Genomic DNA, 16,743 nt, shown 5'->3' on the forward strand with positions numbered 1-16,743 from the left:
GCCCTTCGATAAAGTGATCATCACTGCAGCAGCGCCGTTCATTCCCCCAAAACTGGTAGAACAACTGAAACCCGGCGGTAAAATGGTGATCCCCGTAGGAGCAGGCGATGTGCAGCAGATGATGCGACTGACCAAAAAAGCTGATGGCAGCATCATACAGGAAGTGTTCGAGAACTTCTCCTTCGTTCCCATGCTCGACGGCAAAAACGGATAACAGCTATATAATTATACATGCGCAAGCAACTGGTAATTTTCGGGACCGGCAATGCAGCCACTGTACTGAGCCTGCTCTTTGCAGAGGAAGGCCACCGGATCCTCCAGGTCTATGGCCGCGACGCCCAAAAGGCAGCAACACTGGCAAAACGCTGCAATGCAGCGGGCATCAGTGATCTGGCCGAAGTGAACATGGGTGCGGACCTGTATGTGATCGCCGTTTCCGATTCGGCAGTGGCTTCCCTTGCAGCAGGTCTGCAATTGGGCAACAGGATGCTGGTGCACACCGCCGGCTCCGTATCCAGAGAAGTACTTTCCGGAAGCAGCACCAACTATGGTGTGCTCTATCCGGTGCAAAGCCTGCGCACAGAAAGAGGCGATGCACCGGACATTCCATTCCTGGTAGATGCCAATACTGAAGCAGGTATTGAAACATTGAAGTCGATCGCAAAGACCGTATCGACTAAAGTACAACAGGCAGATGACGACCAACGGTTACGACTACACGTAGCCGCCGTGATCGTCAGCAATTTCACCAATCACCTGTATGCATTGGCCGAAGCGTATTGTAAAAAGGAGGGAACTGATTTCAGAATGTTACTGCCATTGATCAGCGAAGTGGCTAACCGCATCCAGTATGCTTCCCCGAAAGATGTACAGACCGGACCGGCTGTCCGGCATGATCAGAACACTATAGAGAAACATCTTCAACTGTTACAGCAATTTCCGGAGTTGCAACAACTGTATGCTGCGCTGAGTAACAGCATTCAAAACATGTACAAATAAGCATTCGCAGCGGCCATTAGCCCACGTCCCCGCGAGTTACTTATATTGGTTCGCCTCTGGCGAACACCTTGTAGCCGGGAGGCGACGAAATTAGCAATCACCCGCCGGAGGAGAGCGACTGGCACACTCCGTTATTTCTTTTTCCTTGCTGTTTTGCCGGGAGCGGCGTAGCCGATATCTTTCTTCAAAGCGCCAGCCTGCGGCTTGTCCTTTTTCTTTTTTCCCTCCTTTACTTTCTTCTCCTTTATCACAGCAGGGTAGGGCTGCAAATATCTTTCCCTGATGATATTCATATGATGCTGCAAATGGCCGGCAGTCACAAAGGCAAGCGTGGCCACACTTACAGGGCTGTTATTGGCAATACCATGGTACAGCAGTTGCTGCTCATCCAGCGTGGAGAAGAGTATTTCATTGGCATTTCTCAGCACAAAGAATTCATTCACCAGCTCTTTCCATTTGCGTTTTCCGGCGAGCGAATTATCAGCCCACATATTCTCATCAAAACCCGGCAGGGGATTAATATCCTTACGCGCGATATGCAAAGCACGGAATGCAAACACACGCTCGGCATCTATGATATGCTGCAGCATTTCCTTTAACGTCCACTTGCCCGGAGCATAGGCGTAATCAGCTTTTTTCTTCGGGATATCATTTAGCAGTTTCCTGAATTGTTTGGTATTCCGGGTGATCCCTTTAATCGGATCTGTTTCTTTCACGAGGCTGACATAACCATGCATCGATGGAGGGATCTGAAGATTTTCGCGGACCATATATTTATTTTAAATGACAGAATGGTGGAGGAGACGGACAGGTAATTTACGTAACTCTTTCGAATGCTATTGTTATTAAATTACCGGGGACGTGAGCGACCGGGCACTGCGAAATGAAATGGGGCTGACCTTTGTGTGGTCAGCCCCATTATTATTTGATACAGGTAACTTATTACCCTTTCTTGTTCTTCATCGTGGGTTTCACGTTGCTTTTCTTCTTTTCAGGAGCTGCTGCGCCTTGCAGGGTGGCTGCAATCTTAGCCGCTTCATAAACGTTCACCAGACCGCCTGTTACTGAAAGCTCATTCATACTTACCATTTCATCAGTGCCTGGTTTCCTTACTTTTTCGGCAGGAACCTGGGCTGATTTTTCGATACAGTATTTAAGCTGAGCAGGAGTGAGTTTGGGGAAGTATGATTTCAGGAATGCAGCAATACCGGCCACTACAGGGGAAGCCATGCTGGTACCCTGTGCATCGCCGTAAGTAGTACCGCCGGGGATGGTAGAGTAGATCTTCACACCTGGAGCAAATACGTCAACCTGCGTTTTTCCGTAGTTGGAGAAGGAAGCTGTGAGGCCACCTGCAGCATCATCACCGCTGGCGCCTACTGTGATCCAGTTTTCAGCTTTGCCTTTACCACTCTGGAAGGTAGGGCTGGGGAAATTGTCTTTTGTATCTACGTCTTTAGCGTCGTTACCGGCCGCGTGAACCAGCAGAACACCTTTGGAAGCTGCGTACTGAACGGCTTCGTCCACCCATTTCTTATTGGGGGAATAGTCTTTTCCAAAGCTCATGTTGATGATCTGAGCGCCGTTGTCAACTGCATAGCGGATAGCCAGTGCAATATCCTTGTCGTGCTCATCGCCGTCAGGTACTGCGCGAACAGCCATGATACGAACATTGTCAGCAACACCGTCCATGCCTTTGCCATTGTTACGAACAGCGCCGATGATACCGGCTACGTGTGTACCGTGGAAAGGAGTATTGGCCATTACGTCGCCATTACCATAATATTTGTCATTGATATCGTCTTCATTGTCGCCGGTGATGGCAGCGCGGAAGTTCTCAGGCGCTTTGTCCTTTGCTTCTGCTTTCTTCACCTCGCTGTTCACATATTCGCCGAAGCCTTCGATGAATTCCTTGTTGGTGGTCTCCATCATTTTGTTGGCCTTGAACAGGTAGAGGAATCCGCCTTTGGCGCTTTTTTCAGCGGTGGTAGTGGCAGTGAAGGTATCCAGTTCATTACCGGTGTACACATCTTTCTTCATACCGGCACGGATGATGCTGTCGCTTCTTTCTGCATTTTTGAGGGCTCCCTTGAGCATCGACAGGTCTGCGCCGCCGCTGTTATCACCTTCGATCTTCTCTTTGGCTTTAGCCCACATCTTATAGTTTTCAGCGTCCTCACCGGTAAGGGTGGTAGGATCTACCTTCTCAAATTTAGCTTTGAATTTATGATAAACGCGGGCGCCTTCGTAACTGTCCTGTTTCAGGTTGCGGCCGTCTTTTGAACCGAGGAAGTTCCATCCATGTACGTCATCGATATAACCGTTCTTGTCGTCATCGATACCGTTGCCGGGGATTTCTTTGGGATTCACCCACAGCACTTCTTTCAGGTCTTCATGAAGCGTGTCGATACCGGAGTCGATCACGGCTACCAGTACGGGTTTGCTTTTCAGGTTCTTTGACTTTACGAACTCATATGCCTTTTCGAGGCTGATTCCACTGTATCCGTCTTTCGTTTTGTCGAGCAGGTGCCAGCCTTTTGGCACGGTACCCTGTTTAGCTCCTTCTTGCTGCTGACCAATGGCAAGCATACCAGAGATCATAAGGGCCGAAGTAAGCCCCATAGTCTTTCCCAATTTCATCATTGTTATTGTTTTATTTGCAATATCTAACAGATGGAGGTAATGAACGTTCCGGTTGTCAGAAGGTACAAATATCCCTTTTTTTCGCGCTCCTTTAACGTTAATTTTCAACCTGTCAGTGTTACAGAACTAAAAGTAGATAAAATGCGCTCACCCGCGCAGTAAACTACATGAAAGGCAAACACCTGTAAAGAGCAAAAGGGTGAACCATTTCAGCGGTTCACCCTGTTTGCAGTTGTTAATTATGGCGGGTTAAGGGGAAATACTTATCTGCTGGCGGCGCTGGCCTTCCAGGCAGCTGACGGGCGGATATAGCCCCAGTCGCTTGCCAGTCTGAGCTCCACGCGGCGGTTATTAGCTCTTCCTGCCTCCGTTTTGTTGTCGGCAATCGGCTTGGTCTGACCAAATCCGCTTGCATCCAGTCGCAGGTGATTAATGCCTTTCTGCACCAGGAACTGTTTTACCGCATTGGCGCGCTTGGCGCTCAGGTTCAGGTTTCGCTGTGCATTCCCGGTATTATCGGTATGTCCGTCGATCGCCATCACCAGGTGCGGATTGGTGTTCATGATCTCCACCACATCGTTCAGGGCTTTGAGCGAAGACGGGGTCAGTTTCTCACTTCCGTTCTCAAAGTAGATCTGCCTGGCCACATAGTTCACTTTATCGATCAGGTCTTTCCTGATCTCAGGGCAGCCGTTGCTGCCTTTCGGACCGGCAAGGGTAGGGCATTTATCTTCCTTGTCTGGAATGCCATCCTTATCGGTATCCAGCAGCGGGCAACCGTTGTTCTCAGGGCTACCAGCCAGGGTAGGACATTTGTCCTCTTCATCGTTCACACCATCCCTGTCGGAATCCGGAATGGGGCAGCCGCCATATTTCTGTTTGCCGGGAACATCCGGACATCTGTCCTGATCATCAGGGATGCCGTCGCCATCAGCGTCAGGAGGAGGACAGCCATTGTATTTTTTCAGACCGGGAACATCCGGGCATTTATCAACTTTATCGGCAACGCCATCTCCATCCCTGTCCGGACAACCGCCAGCGGCGAGGGTTCCGGGCTCAAGTGGACAGGCATCGTCCTTATCGATGATACCGTCATTGTCTTTATCCTTGGGTTTGCCCTGGAAGATCGGCGGCTTGCTCAGCCAGATACCCAGGGTAGCGCCCATTACCTGGTTATTGAATTTACCATCGTAAGGGGCCGTATAGAAATTGTTCAGGCCCTGGCTCATGAAGGCAGATACGAACACGCTTCCGAACTCCAGGCCGGCTCTCGCATTCACACCATAATCGATGGTCTTTACTTTCCAGGTTGCATTTCCTGATTCAATGGGTTGTTCGCTTTTCTTCAGGCGGACCGAATTGTTCTGTTCCAGCAGCCTGGTTTCCGTGCCTTCCTTTCCGGTATAAAAGAATCCGATATAAGGACCGGCACTCACAAAAAAGTTGGTCTTCCTTCCTAACGGCAACTTATAGGTGATATTCACCGGAATGTCGATGTAATTAGGGAAGAAAGATTGTTTGAGCGAGAGGCTGTCTGTTTGGACGGAGGCTGTATCGTATGTGCGGGAGAACTTCCTGCCCTTGGTCATGTAAAAGATCCCGGGCTGAATATTCCAGCGTTTGTTTTCGCTGATCGGGAATTCAGCCAGTACGCCAACGTTGAAGCCGGCGCGACCGGAATAACCAGGTTTAGTGTAGTTATCCCATCCCGGAAGATTGTTGCTCTCCAGGATCTTGGATTGGTGAGGGCCTCCTGCCAAAGCCAGGCGGAGCTGGCCAAATGATACAGAAGTGAGCATAGTAATGCACAGCAGTGTAAACAGTTTTTTCATCTGCAAAATTTTGTCTTGTATAAGGTCAGGATCGACAGAAACCTTCCAGACTAGTTAACTGTTGTGCATTTGGCATGCAGTTTGCCTTACTGGGGCAGGGGTTAGTTAGTATAGTTTGGCCGTTTCAAACCGATATAGGATTTCCAATGGTCCTTAACGCTTTGGAGGCCAATCTTATTTTATGGGGAAGAAGGAAAAGAGTAGAAAGTAACAATTATCAACAAAAAGAAGCCGGCATACATCCGGTGGTGCTTTATAACGATCATTTTCTCTGATCGATTGTGCATCACAGTTCGTATGCCGGCATATATATTTAAAGATCAAACTTAATGCCCTGGGCCAACGGCAATTGCGTGGAATAGTTGATGGTATTTGTCTGTCTGCGCATATACGCTTTCCATGCATCGCTTCCGCTCTCGCGTCCGCCGCCTGTTTCTTTCTCACCACCAAAAGCACCACCGATCTCAGCACCTGATGTACCGATATTCACGTTGGCAATACCACAATCACTGCCGGCTGCCGACAGGAATTGTTCCGCTTCGCGAAGATTGAGCGTCATGATACTGGAGCTCAGTCCCTGAGGCACCCCATTCTGAATAGCGATGGCTTCTTCTATAGTGGAATACTTTAATAAGTAGAGGATAGGAGCAAAGGTCTCATGCTGCACGATAGCATATTCAGGTTTTGCTTCCGCAATGGCCGGTTTCACATAACAACCACTTTCAAAACCTGCGCCTTCCAGCACACCGCCTTCCACTACAAAGCTGCCGCCTTCTTTCTTACAGGCTTCAATAGCCGAAAGATACATTTTCACGGCATCCTGATCGATCAACGGTCCCACATGGTTCTTCTCATTCAGCGGATCTCCGATCACCAGCTGCTTGTAGGCTGCCACCAACTTGGTTTTCACCGCATCATATACGCTCTCATGAACAATCAGCCTCCTGGTAGTGGTACATCTTTGTCCGGCTGTACCCACCGCACCAAACACTGCACCGCGGATAGCGATATCCAGGTCGGCATCCTTTGAAACGATGATGGCATTGTTACCACCCAGTTCCAGCAGCGCCCTGCCCAGTCTTACACCCACTGCCGCACCAACGGCCTTGCCCATACGCGTTGAACCGGTAGCAGACACCAGGGGAATACGTGCATCGGCACTCATCCATTCGCCGATCTCACGACCGCCAACCAGCAATCCGCAAACGCCTTCCGGTACATTGTTCTTTGCAAATACTTCTGCTATTATATGCTGACATGCAATAGCACAAAGAGGGGTCTTTTCAGACGGCTTCCAGATACACACATCGCCGCAAACCCATGCCAGCATGGTGTTCCAGCTCCAAACCGCTACCGGGAAATTGAATGCAGAGATAATCCCTACCAGTCCGAGCGGATGGTATTGCTCATACATCCTGTGCATGGGGCGCTCGCTGTGCATGGTCAGGCCATGCAGCTGACGGCTCAGCCCAACCGCAAAATCACAGATATCGATCATCTCCTGCACCTCTCCATAACCTTCCTGCAGGCTCTTTCCCATTTCATAGGAAACCAGCTTGCCCAGCGGCTCTTTGTACATGCGCAGTGCCTCGCCGATCTGGCGTACCACTTCACCACGGCGGGGAGCGGGCCATTTACGCCATTCCTGGAAGGCAGCCTCCGCTTTAGCGATCACTTCATCATAATTCTGGCGGTCTGCCGCTTGCACAGACCCGATCAACTTGCCGTCAACGGGGGAGTAGGAGTCGATTTTGTCGCCGTTGGCGGTCAGCCATTGCTGGCCGGTGGCGGCGCCGGAGTTGATTTGTTTTATTTTGAGGGATGCGAGAAAGTCTAACATGAGAATGCGTTTAAGGATGCGAATTTATAACAAATTGAGATGGTATATGTTCGGGATTGATGGATGAGTGTTAAGTGGGAGTGATTGTTGGATTATCTTGGCTGTTGGGACTTCAGGGGCTCGGGGGCCCTGGGGGATATGCAGGGACGGCTGTAAATCTGCCAAACAGCCTGGAATGCATATGGGCTATGGATTTGAGGGATGGGGCTTTTGTAGCGCTGATGTAGCTGCGGGACAACAGATTTGAAGGCTGCTCCTGCATATCCTCCAGGGCCAGGCACGTTGAAGGTGCGTCACCGGATACCCGATAACACGCCATCCAAAATCTGGGGGGAGGGAGGGGGGGTAAAGAGTGCGTCAGCGAAATGAAGCAGGTGCAGTGGGGCATGAGTTTTAGGGGCAGCGTATCATTGGCCACAACCTTTATCAATATAAATATAAAAGGGATTGTGCAATACAGATCATTGCGCGTGGATGGTATGTCAAATTGCTACTTAGGGTATTGATGATTCAAGCACCGCAGCAACGGATAATAATGGCTCCCATGAAGGTTACCCCCTTTGATTTTTAACCAGCATTAACAAAAGATGTGGGCGCCTTGAATCTCCGGTAAACAGCCTGCTGCAATATCTCAGAGAGTAAGGCAAAGAGTTGTGGGATGACGGCCTTCAAATCTGTTGCCCCACAGCTCAATTCATATTCCCTTGCTTAATCCCTCAAATCCATAGCCCATATGCATTCCAGGCTGTTTGGCAGATTTACAGCAGGAAAACCACAACCCTTTGCCGCCCCCCCAAAAACCTAATATTGCTCCTGATCATTCGGAAACTCATTCGCCTTCACATCCTTAATATAATGCTGCACCGCCCCCGTGATTTGATCGGCGAGATTGAGGTATTGCCTGAGGAATCTCGGCTTGAATTCGTTATTGATACCCAGCATATCATGCATTACCAGCACCTGGCCATCGCAATGCTTTCCCGCACCGATACCGATGGTAGGGATGACAAGGCTTTCAGAAACTTCCTTTGCGAGCTGTGCGGGGATCTTCTCCAGAACAGTGGCAAAGCAACCTGCCTGTTCCAGCAGTTTGGCGTCTGCGCGCAGTTTGGTGGCTTCCGCTTCTTCGCGTGCTCGTACGGTATAGGTACCGAATTTATAGATGGACTGGGGAGTGAGGCCCAGGTGGCCCATTACAGGGATGCCTGCAGCCACAATGCGTTTTACGGATTCGAGGATCTCTTCCCCGCCTTCGAGTTTAACGGCATGGGCGCCGGTTTCCTTCATGATGCGGACGGCCGAGATCAGTGCTTCCTTGGAATTGCCCTGGTAGCAACCGAAGGGAAGGTCTACCACTACCAGGGAGCGGGAAACACCGCGGATCACGGAGGAAGCGTGATAGATCATCTGGTCCAGCGTGATGGGCAGGGTGGTTTCATGACCGGCCATCACATTGGAGGCGGAGTCGCCCACCAGGATCACATCGATATTGGCGGCATCAAAGAGGCGGGCAAAGGAAAAATCGTAGGCGGTGAGCATGGAGATCTTCTCGCCCTGTGATTTCATCTTTTGCAGCGTGTTGGTGGTAATACGTTTGATTTCTTTGCTGACTGACGACATAAACTGGAGTTTTTAGCGCTGAGCGGGAGGGAATATGGCTCTGCATTAGAATAAAACACATTCATAATGCTCCTCGCAGTTCGTTAATAAAGATTGGCGAAGGTAGGGATTTCGGGAAAACAAGGGATCAGAAAATAGCCTGCCGGCTTTTCACCAGTTCCTCGTAAAGATGCTGGATCAGACCATCTGCCAGGCCGATCTTGGGCACGTAAATTTCTTTGATATTGGCCCATCTCATGATGTTCACATAGATCTGGAGGGCCGGCACGATCACATCTGCGCGGTCTTCCCGCAGTTTATAAAGACGTTGGCGCTCCTGAACGGAGAAACTGCTGAACTCCTTGTAATAGTCTTTCAGCATGTCGAACGTGAGCGGCTTGCCTTCCTTCCGCTTGGAAAGGGAGAAGATCTTGTTGATATTACCGCCGGAGCCGATAGCAATGATATCGTCAGTATGGCCGCGGGTCTCGCGGCGGACGGCATCCTTCATCTCATCCCAGTGCGATTCCTCCACCTGGCGTTTGAGCAGGCGGATGGTTCCGATATTGAAACTGTTGCGGAATTTGAGCTTGCCTTCGGCGAAGAAGGAAAGCTCGGTGCTGCCACCGCCTACATCGATATAGAGATAGGTATGTTCTTTATCCATTTTTTCAGCCACATGGTTCTCATAAATGAGGGTGGCTTCGGTATCACCGGTGATGATATCGATATCGATCCCCGTTTCCTCCTTCACGCGTTCGAGGATCTGTACGCCATTGTCGGCATCCCGCATGGCGGAAGTGGCAGCGGCCCTCAGGTGTTGCAGCCCCACGCCATAAGCATCCAGCAGGAGTTTGTATGCCTTGATGGTGCTGAGGATCATCGATTCTTTTTCGGGAGAGATGGACTTTTTTTCAAATACATCAAAACCAAGGCGGAGCGGCACTCTCACGAGGTTGATCTTCTGGAACTCAGGTTTCCCGTTGTCCGCATGAAATACATCGGAGATCAGTAAACGCGCTGCATTGCTTCCTATATCGATAGCCGCCAGTCTCATGGGTAATTATGCATCACTTGCAGCCAGTGCTTCCGCGTTGGAGGAATGCGAAGGATCTGCGTGGACGATGGTTTTTTGATGTAAATATTGATAAATCTCTACCTGGCTCCGGACCTTCTTCTGCTTTCTGTCGCGCGCATACCGGTTGCTCAGTTCATTGTCCAAAATTCTGGCTTTTACATTATCTCTCAATTGAATTTCCAGTATATTTTTCAACACCCGCTTTATCTTGTCGTCAAGAATGGGACAAGTGGCTTCCACACGGTGATCCAGGTTACGCACCATCCAGTCTGCAGAGGAAATATATACCTTTTCATCGCCGCCGTTGTGGAAAATAAATACCCGGGCATGTTCCAGGTACTCGTCCACGATGCTCACGGCCTTCACCTGTTTCTTGAATTTGAGGCTCTCTGAATACATGCAGAAGATGCCACGGATCACCAGGCGGATCTCCACACCGGACTTTGCGGCATTATACAATCGCTCGATCAGGTCTTCATCGGAGAGCGAGTTCATTTTGAGTATGATGGAAGCCGGCTTTTTGGCGCGGGCATTCCTGATCTCTTTATTGATCAGTTTGTACAGCTCGCGGCGCAGGCTGGTAGGGCATGGGATCAGTGTTTTGCAGGCCTTCAGGAATTTAGCGCCGTCCTTCGGATTTTCCAGGTAATTGAAGATGCGGTTCACATCGGCCATGATGAAACGGTCTGAAGTAAGCAGACAGTGATCCCCGTACACGGTACTGGTCTTTTCATTGAGGTTGCCCGTACTCACAAAACCGTAGTGGATGGTGTGGTTGTTCACGCGTTTCTTGATCATCAGCAGCTTCGCATGCACCTTCATGTTAGGTACGCCGATGAGCACTTTCACGCCTTCTTCCTCCAGTCTTTCCTTCCATTCCAGGTTGGCTTCTTCATCAAAGCGGGCGCGGAGTTCTAACATCACCGTTACCTGTTTGCCGTTGCGGACGGCATTGATGAGGGCATTGATCACCTTTGAGTTGGAAGCGAGGCGGTAGGCAGTGATCTTGATGGCGGTCACTTCCGGATCGATGGCCGCTTCGCGGAGCAGGTCGATCACCGGGTTGAAAGAGTGGTAGGGGAAATTGAGCATGATATCCTTTTCCAGGATCACGTCGGTCACCCGCATGGTATTCTTGAGCAGCTGGTGCTGGAAGGGCTTCTTCCGCTGGCTCTTTTTGGAGAACACATCGGGGAAGTCCATGAAATGCCTGAAATTATGGATGCGGCCGCCGGGTATCACGCTCTCCTTGCGACTGAGATTGAGTTTACGGATGAGGAAATCGAGCAGGCCATCGTCCATTTCCTTATCGTACACAAAGCGCACGGGCTTGCCTTTGCGGCGGTTGCGCAGTCCTTTTTCGATCTTCTGGATCATGGTGGTGCTCACGTCATTGTCCAGGTCGATCTCCGCATCCTTGGTGATCTTGAACACCCAGGATCCGAACCGGTCGTATCCAAAATAAGAGAAGATGCTTTTCAGGTTGAAGCGGATCACGTCTTCCAGGAGAATGATATGCTGCTCTCCGTCGGGGGAGGGCAGTTTGCAGAAGCGGCCCACAGATTTGGAGGGCACTTCAATGAGGGAGTACTTGCGGCGGAGGCTCTGATCGCGGCGGCTGAGCACTACGCCCAGGTACAATGATTTTTCCCGCAGGTAGGGTAGTTGCGGAAGGTTTTCCACCATGATGGGGATGATATTGGAACGGACCTCTTCCTCGAAATAGGTCTGTACAAATTTCTGTTGCTCCTTATTCAGCTGTTTTTCGTTGATCAGGAAGATCTTTTCCTTTTCCAGTTCGCGGCGGACGCTTTCCCAGATGGTATTGAAGGAGGTCTGCTGTTCCAGCACGATCTGCTGGATCTCGTCGAGGATCTTACCCGGGGCGGCTTCCAGGTGCATATTCTTGATCTTTCTGCCGAGCTCGGCCATTCTTTTGAGGGTGGCTACGCGAACGCGGAAGAATTCGTCGAGATTATTGGAGAAGATACCCAGGAATTTGATCCTTTCGCGCAGTGGCACGGTGGGATCGGCCGCTTCCTGAAGCACCCTTGAGTTAAAGCTGAGCCAGCTGATATCCCTGGCAATGGTTTTTCGTTTCATGTACTGCATTGGGTCAGGCGGTTTTATCTCAAAGTTGACACACCTGAAATGAACTTTAAATTAAGTAATTATTAATTATCGGGTTAAGAATCATGCAAATAAGATTCCCTTTTCCGGGATAATCCGTACATTTGCAGCTTTGGCGCCGGGAGTTAAATGATTAAAAAGGACCGGTTATCAACATTGTTGATAACCTTTATTTGAAAAATCACCATTTTCTTTTTGATAATTAACAGCATTTACCGACCTTCGCCGTCCTAAATTTTTCAAGTCATGGCAAGAGTATGTCAGGTGACAGGTAAAGTTCCGGTAACCGGAAACCGTGTATCACATTCAAATATCAAGACAAAGCGCCGGTTTTTACCAAACCTGCAAGTGAAACGTTATTACCTGCCCGAAGAAGAAAAGTGGATCACCTTAAAGCTGTCTACCGAAGCTATCCGCACCATCAACAAGAATGGTCTGTACAGTGTAGTGAAAGAACTGAGAGCAAGAGGAGAGAAGATCTAATCAATCAATTAGTCAAATTTTCAATGTACATATATGGCAAAGAAAGGTAACAGGGTACAGGTGATTCTGGAATGTACCGAGCACAAGACCAGCGGTCAGCCCGGAACCAGCCGGTATATCACACAAAAAAACAAAAAGAACAATCCTGAGCGTATGGAGCTCAAGAAGTTCAACCCGATCCTGAAGAAGGTTACGGTGCACAAAGAGATTAAATAATCTTCAACTAAATAATCATGGCAAAAGCAGCTTCTAAAAACGCGAAGGTTAAAGATGCGAAAGCTTCAGCTGAAGCGAAGAACTATACCAAAGTGATCCGTGCTGTTCGCAGTCCGAAGACCGGTGCCTATACTTTCAAAGAGGCCATCGTTCACAAGGACAAGATCAAGGACTACATGGCTAAAAAATAAGTGGATAGTAAGTACAATATTAAAAGCTGTTCTCCGGCGAGGACGGCTTTTTGTATTTTATATTTGCACAAATTCTGACTATGGGTTTTTTCGGAAAACTATTCGGTAAGAAAGAAAAGGAGTCGCTGGACCAGGGTCTGCAAAAGACCAAGGAAGGATTCCTGTCAAAGATTACCAAGGCAATTGCTGGCAAAAGTTCAGTAGATGATGAAGTGCTGGATAATCTGGAAGAAGCACTTGTGAGTGCAGACGTGGGTATCGACACAACCGTTCAGATCATCAGCCGCATTGAAAAGCGGGTAGCCAAAGATAAATACCTCAATACCGGCGAGCTCAACAGGCTGCTGCAGGAGGAGATCGAAGCCGTTCTGGTGGATGCCGACCAGGCTTCTTCCTATACCTTCAGCTCTGAAATGCCCGCCAAACCTTATGTGATCCTGGTAGTAGGTGTGAATGGTGTGGGTAAGACCACCACCATCGGCAAGCTGGCTTACAATTTCAAGAAAGCCGGTAAGTCGGTACTGCTGGGCGCTGCCGATACATTCCGCGCCGCAGCGGTTGACCAGCTCACTATCTGGAGCGAGCGCGTGGGTGTTCCCATCGTCAAACAGCCCATGGGCTCCGATCCTGCTTCCGTTGCCTTCGATACCGTTCAGGCCGGGGTAGCCAGAGGAGCCGATGTGGTGATCATCGATACCGCAGGCCGCCTTCACAACAAGGCACACCTTATGGACGAGCTCAGCAAGATAAAGCGCGTGGTGCAGAAACATATACCCGAAGCCCCCCATGAAGTGCTGCTGGTACTGGATGGATCAACCGGACAGAACGCCCTGGAGCAGGCCAAACATTTTACGGCCGCCACGGATGTATCTGCCCTTGCCATCACCAAGCTCGATGGCACTGCCAAGGGTGGCGTGGTACTGGCCATCGCCAACCAGTTCAGGATCCCTGTGAAATTCATCGGGGTAGGTGAGAAGATGGAAGACCTGCTGGTATTCGACAAACATGAGTTTGTTGACAGCCTCTTCAATATCGAAAACAAATAAGAATCCCTCTTGATAAGTAAGACCTGTGCCGGTATATCAGCCCGCACAGGTTTTTTAATGCCCTTCGGTGAATGCTTACTAACAGTAATATATAACCGAAAAAAGGAAGACTGGCAAAAGCCAGTCTTCGTTAGTGAGCCTTTTTAGCTCCTGGGTAACACCACATGATCGATCAGGTGAATAACGGGTTGAATCGCGTAAATGATTTTGACTGAGCCTTTAAACGGGAACGATGGTTGGGAATTTCAGGCCGGGAGGGGAGACTGGCCTGTACTGTAACTGAACAATGTACGTGAGGCGGCAGATTCCGGATTTTGAAAGTATAAATATTTTTCACTGTACATTTGCTGCTCATTCATTTCATTACCGCAATTTCTGTTATATGGCGCACTGGCTGGTTAAATCTGAACCTTTCAAGTATTCATGGGATCAATTTGTGAAGGATAAAAAAACCTTCTGGGACGGTGTGCGCAATTATGCCGCCCGTAATTTTCTCAGGGATATGAAGAAGGGCGACGAGGTGTTCTTCTACCATAGTAATGAAGGACTGGAGATCGTAGGCATTGCCCGCGTGATCAAAGAATCTTACCAGGATCCCACCACCGATGAAGATGCATGGGTGGTGGTTGACCTGGAGCCGGTAAAGCGCTTAGCCAATCCCGTTACACTCAAACAGATCAAAGCCGAGCCCAAACTGGCTTCCATGGCGCTCCTCAAATTAAGCAGGCTTTCCGTTACCCCGGTTACCCCGCAGGAATGGAAACAGATCCTGACCATGGCGGGCGACAAGGGTTAAATACCTTTTAACAGACCTTCCGGGTTACATGCTGCAGGTGGCCGGTATCAATTTGTGTAAAATCACTTACACAGGCATCTCAGTTATACCATCTAAAAATTGCAGTATGAAAACCTTTCTTATTGTGCCGGCGCTCGCGCTGGTACTGGCTGCTTCATGCCAGAACCATTCAGCAGAGAACAGCGCTATGAGCATCGCTCCTCAAATGGCCAAAGACGAAAAAGCGGAAGATGTAAGTCTTCAACATCTTGCAGATACTACCGCAGCAGCCAACGCAACGGTTGCGGACGCGCCTCCCGGCGGGGAACAGCAACCATCACCACAGCAACCTCAAAAGCAGGCTGCGCCTGCATCAGCGCCTCCCCGGGTCGACTGGAACAAAAAGATCATCAAAAATGCCTCCCTGGAACTGGAAGTGAAGGATTTCGGGGTTTTCAACAACCAGGTGAATACCATTGCAGTTAAGTATGGAGGTTATATTGCCGAAGAGCACCTGGAAAGTACAGATTACAAGAAGCAATCCAGGATCACCATCCGCGTACCGGTGGATATGTTCGACGCCGCCGTGGTTGACCTGGGCAGCAATGCACAGAAGGTCCTCGCCAAAAACATCACCAGCAAAGATGTTACAGGTGAAGTAGTGGATACCCGCTCACGCCTGGAATCCGGTAAAATGGCGCGCCTGCGTTACCTGGAACTGCTGAAGCAGGCAAAAAATATGGAAGAAGTATTCCTGGTGCAAAAGGAGATCGACAATATCCAGGCCGATATCGAAGCGGCTGCGGGCAGGGTGAATTACCTGAACCATTCTGCAGCCTACAGTACCATCGAGCTGACCTGTTTCCAGATCCTCAATCCGGATCTTCAACGCGATAAAGAACGTGAACCATCTTTCGGTGACAGGGTATTCGATGCACTGGGCGCGGGTTTCAAGTGGGTGGGCGACCTGGTAGTGGTGCTGCTGACGCTCTGGCCACTTTGGATCATCGTTGGGGCAACGCTTTATGGCGTGAAAAGGTATGTGAGAAGGCAAAGGATTAAAATGCCAGCTGGCGCGGAAGTACCCAAAGTATAATTTAAATGGGGCAGACTTTATAGTGTCTCGGATATCTGTCACCGTTAGGTATATAATTATCGACATTATTTACTTGATCAGGCCTCGGGATTTTTGTAAATTGTAGTCTGTAAAAAATCATCCCCATGGCTAAAAGGAAGCTCGTTGTATTGAGTGGCGCAGGTATCAGCGCGGAAAGCGGCATACAAACATTCAGGGATAGTGATGGCCTCTGGGAAGGATATGATGTTCGTGATGTGGCCACGCCCGGTGCATTCCGGAAGAATCCGGCCTTAGTGCTTGAATTCTATAATATGCGCCGCAAAGCGGCGCTGAAAGCCAAACCCAATGCAGCTCATTATGGATTAGCGGATCTGCAGCAGGACTTTGACGTGCAGATCATCACCCAGAATATTGATAACCTGCATGAGCAGGCAGGCTCTCAGCACGTATTACACCTGCACGGCGAGATCTTCAAAATGCGCAGCGTGGCAGATACCTCCCGCATTTATGATATTACCGGTGATATCAGGCTTGGCGACCTGGCTCCGGATGGAGAGCAGCTTCGCCCGCATATCGTATGGTTTGAAGAGCCGGTACCCAAGATCGCTGAGGCCGTACCGTTAGTGAAAGAAGCGGATATCTTTGTGGTGGTAGGAACTTCACTGGTAGTATATCCTGCAGCAGGGCTGGTGGATTTTGTACAGCCACGCGTACCAAAATATGTCATCGATAAAAAGATCCCTGTACAGGAAGGCCTTGGTCAGGTGACCGCAATAGAAATGCCTGCCACCGCCGGGGTGGAGGAACTGAAAAAATTGCTCCGCGGTATGTAG

Annotated in this window: 16 protein-coding genes; 9 read left to right on the top strand and 7 right to left on the bottom strand. The window is 49.6% G+C overall.

Annotation, left to right across the window (positions count from 1 at the left end; genetic code table 11):
- On the top strand, positions 1-214 hold a 214-nt coding region (locus ACTHMC_RS25000; protein WP_440417454.1), incomplete at its 5' end, for a protein-L-isoaspartate O-methyltransferase family protein.
- Between the two features lie 17 nt (positions 215-231).
- Entirely contained in the window at positions 232-999 is a 768-nt protein-coding gene (locus ACTHMC_RS25005) for a Rossmann-like and DUF2520 domain-containing protein (protein ID WP_440417456.1), read from the top strand.
- Between the two features lie 131 nt (positions 1,000-1,130).
- On the opposite strand, the gene ACTHMC_RS25010 is transcribed toward ACTHMC_RS25005, so the two are convergent.
- The 7 genes from ACTHMC_RS25010 to ppk1 form a co-directional block, all read right to left on the bottom strand.
- On the bottom strand, positions 1,131-1,769 hold the full coding sequence (locus ACTHMC_RS25010; RefSeq protein ID WP_440417458.1) for a DinB family protein: 639 nt from the start codon (positions 1,767-1,769) through the stop codon (positions 1,131-1,133).
- A gap of 172 nt (positions 1,770-1,941) precedes the next feature.
- Complete coding sequence (locus ACTHMC_RS25015) at positions 1,942-3,642, bottom strand: S8 family peptidase (protein ID WP_440417460.1); 1,701 nt, start codon at positions 3,640-3,642, stop codon at positions 1,942-1,944.
- Positions 3,643-3,905: 263 nt separating this feature from the next.
- The gene (locus ACTHMC_RS25020) at positions 3,906-5,474 is read right to left on the bottom strand and encodes an OmpA family protein (protein WP_440417462.1); all 1,569 of its coding nucleotides are present in this window, start codon (positions 5,472-5,474) and stop codon (positions 3,906-3,908) included.
- A gap of 313 nt (positions 5,475-5,787) precedes the next feature.
- On the bottom strand, positions 5,788-7,314 hold the full coding sequence (gene amaB, locus ACTHMC_RS25025; RefSeq protein WP_440417464.1) for an L-piperidine-6-carboxylate dehydrogenase: 1,527 nt from the start codon (positions 7,312-7,314) through the stop codon (positions 5,788-5,790).
- 801 nt (positions 7,315-8,115) lie between these two features.
- Positions 8,116-8,934, bottom strand: a complete 819-nt coding sequence (gene panB / locus ACTHMC_RS25030; protein WP_440417466.1) for a 3-methyl-2-oxobutanoate hydroxymethyltransferase — start codon at positions 8,932-8,934, stop codon at positions 8,116-8,118.
- A 127-nt stretch (positions 8,935-9,061) separates the two neighbouring features.
- Positions 9,062-9,970 (bottom strand): Ppx/GppA phosphatase family protein, encoded by a 909-nt coding sequence (locus tag ACTHMC_RS25035; protein WP_440417468.1) that lies wholly within the window; start codon positions 9,968-9,970, stop codon positions 9,062-9,064.
- A 6-nt stretch (positions 9,971-9,976) separates the two neighbouring features.
- Entirely contained in the window at positions 9,977-12,094 is a 2,118-nt protein-coding gene (ppk1, locus tag ACTHMC_RS25040; protein WP_440417469.1) for a polyphosphate kinase 1, read from the bottom strand.
- Positions 12,095-12,367: 273 nt separating this feature from the next.
- On the opposite strand from ppk1, the gene rpmB reads away from it, so the two are divergent.
- The 7 genes from rpmB (at position 12,368) to ACTHMC_RS25075 (ending at position 16,743) form a co-directional block, all read left to right on the top strand.
- On the top strand, positions 12,368-12,604 hold the full coding sequence (gene rpmB, locus ACTHMC_RS25045) for a 50S ribosomal protein L28 (protein WP_440417471.1): 237 nt from the start codon (positions 12,368-12,370) through the stop codon (positions 12,602-12,604).
- 33 nt (positions 12,605-12,637) lie between these two features.
- Entirely contained in the window at positions 12,638-12,820 is a 183-nt protein-coding gene (rpmG, locus tag ACTHMC_RS25050) for a 50S ribosomal protein L33 (RefSeq protein WP_440417472.1), read from the top strand.
- 17 nt (positions 12,821-12,837) lie between these two features.
- The gene (locus tag ACTHMC_RS25055; RefSeq protein ID WP_440417473.1) at positions 12,838-13,011 is read left to right on the top strand and encodes a DUF4295 family protein; all 174 of its coding nucleotides are present in this window, start codon (positions 12,838-12,840) and stop codon (positions 13,009-13,011) included.
- Positions 13,012-13,091: 80 nt separating this feature from the next.
- Entirely contained in the window at positions 13,092-14,057 is a 966-nt protein-coding gene (ftsY, locus tag ACTHMC_RS25060; RefSeq protein ID WP_440417475.1) for a signal recognition particle-docking protein FtsY, read from the top strand.
- A 382-nt stretch (positions 14,058-14,439) separates the two neighbouring features.
- Positions 14,440-14,853 carry an EVE domain-containing protein gene (locus ACTHMC_RS25065; protein WP_440417477.1) on the top strand — a complete coding sequence of 138 codons (414 nt, stop codon included), beginning with the start codon at positions 14,440-14,442 and terminating at the stop codon, positions 14,851-14,853.
- Positions 14,854-14,959: 106 nt separating this feature from the next.
- Positions 14,960-15,928: a DUF4349 domain-containing protein gene (locus ACTHMC_RS25070; RefSeq protein ID WP_440417479.1), complete on the top strand. Its 969-nt coding sequence runs from the start codon at positions 14,960-14,962 to the stop codon at positions 15,926-15,928.
- A 125-nt stretch (positions 15,929-16,053) separates the two neighbouring features.
- Entirely contained in the window at positions 16,054-16,743 is a 690-nt protein-coding gene (locus ACTHMC_RS25075) for an SIR2 family NAD-dependent protein deacylase (protein ID WP_440417480.1), read from the top strand.

The sequence above is a fragment of the Pseudobacter sp. genome (assembly GCF_051955275.1).
Lineage (GTDB): Bacteria > Bacteroidota > Bacteroidia > Chitinophagales > Chitinophagaceae > Pseudobacter.

What these genes read in the sequence shown, in the direction of transcription:
- ACTHMC_RS25005 (WP_440417456.1), top strand. Translation starts at nt 232, where the DNA reads ATGCGCAAGCAACTGGTAATTTTCGGGACCGGCAATGCAGCCACTGTA.
- ACTHMC_RS25010 (WP_440417458.1), bottom strand. Translation starts at nt 1,769, where the DNA reads ATGGTCCGCGAAAATCTTCAGATCCCTCCATCGATGCATGGTTATGTC.
- ACTHMC_RS25015 (WP_440417460.1), bottom strand. Translation starts at nt 3,642, where the DNA reads ATGATGAAATTGGGAAAGACTATGGGGCTTACTTCGGCCCTTATGATC.
- ACTHMC_RS25020 (WP_440417462.1), bottom strand. Translation starts at nt 5,474, where the DNA reads ATGAAAAAACTGTTTACACTGCTGTGCATTACTATGCTCACTTCTGTA.
- amaB (WP_440417464.1), bottom strand. Translation starts at nt 7,314, where the DNA reads ATGTTAGACTTTCTCGCATCCCTCAAAATAAAACAAATCAACTCCGGC.
- panB (WP_440417466.1), bottom strand. Translation starts at nt 8,934, where the DNA reads ATGTCGTCAGTCAGCAAAGAAATCAAACGTATTACCACCAACACGCTG.
- ACTHMC_RS25035 (WP_440417468.1), bottom strand. Translation starts at nt 9,970, where the DNA reads ATGAGACTGGCGGCTATCGATATAGGAAGCAATGCAGCGCGTTTACTG.
- ppk1 (WP_440417469.1), bottom strand. Translation starts at nt 12,094, where the DNA reads ATGAAACGAAAAACCATTGCCAGGGATATCAGCTGGCTCAGCTTTAAC.
- rpmB (WP_440417471.1), top strand. Translation starts at nt 12,368, where the DNA reads ATGGCAAGAGTATGTCAGGTGACAGGTAAAGTTCCGGTAACCGGAAAC.
- rpmG (WP_440417472.1), top strand. Translation starts at nt 12,638, where the DNA reads ATGGCAAAGAAAGGTAACAGGGTACAGGTGATTCTGGAATGTACCGAG.
- ACTHMC_RS25055 (WP_440417473.1), top strand. Translation starts at nt 12,838, where the DNA reads ATGGCAAAAGCAGCTTCTAAAAACGCGAAGGTTAAAGATGCGAAAGCT.
- ftsY (WP_440417475.1), top strand. Translation starts at nt 13,092, where the DNA reads ATGGGTTTTTTCGGAAAACTATTCGGTAAGAAAGAAAAGGAGTCGCTG.
- ACTHMC_RS25065 (WP_440417477.1), top strand. Translation starts at nt 14,440, where the DNA reads ATGGCGCACTGGCTGGTTAAATCTGAACCTTTCAAGTATTCATGGGAT.
- ACTHMC_RS25070 (WP_440417479.1), top strand. Translation starts at nt 14,960, where the DNA reads ATGAAAACCTTTCTTATTGTGCCGGCGCTCGCGCTGGTACTGGCTGCT.
- ACTHMC_RS25075 (WP_440417480.1), top strand. Translation starts at nt 16,054, where the DNA reads ATGGCTAAAAGGAAGCTCGTTGTATTGAGTGGCGCAGGTATCAGCGCG.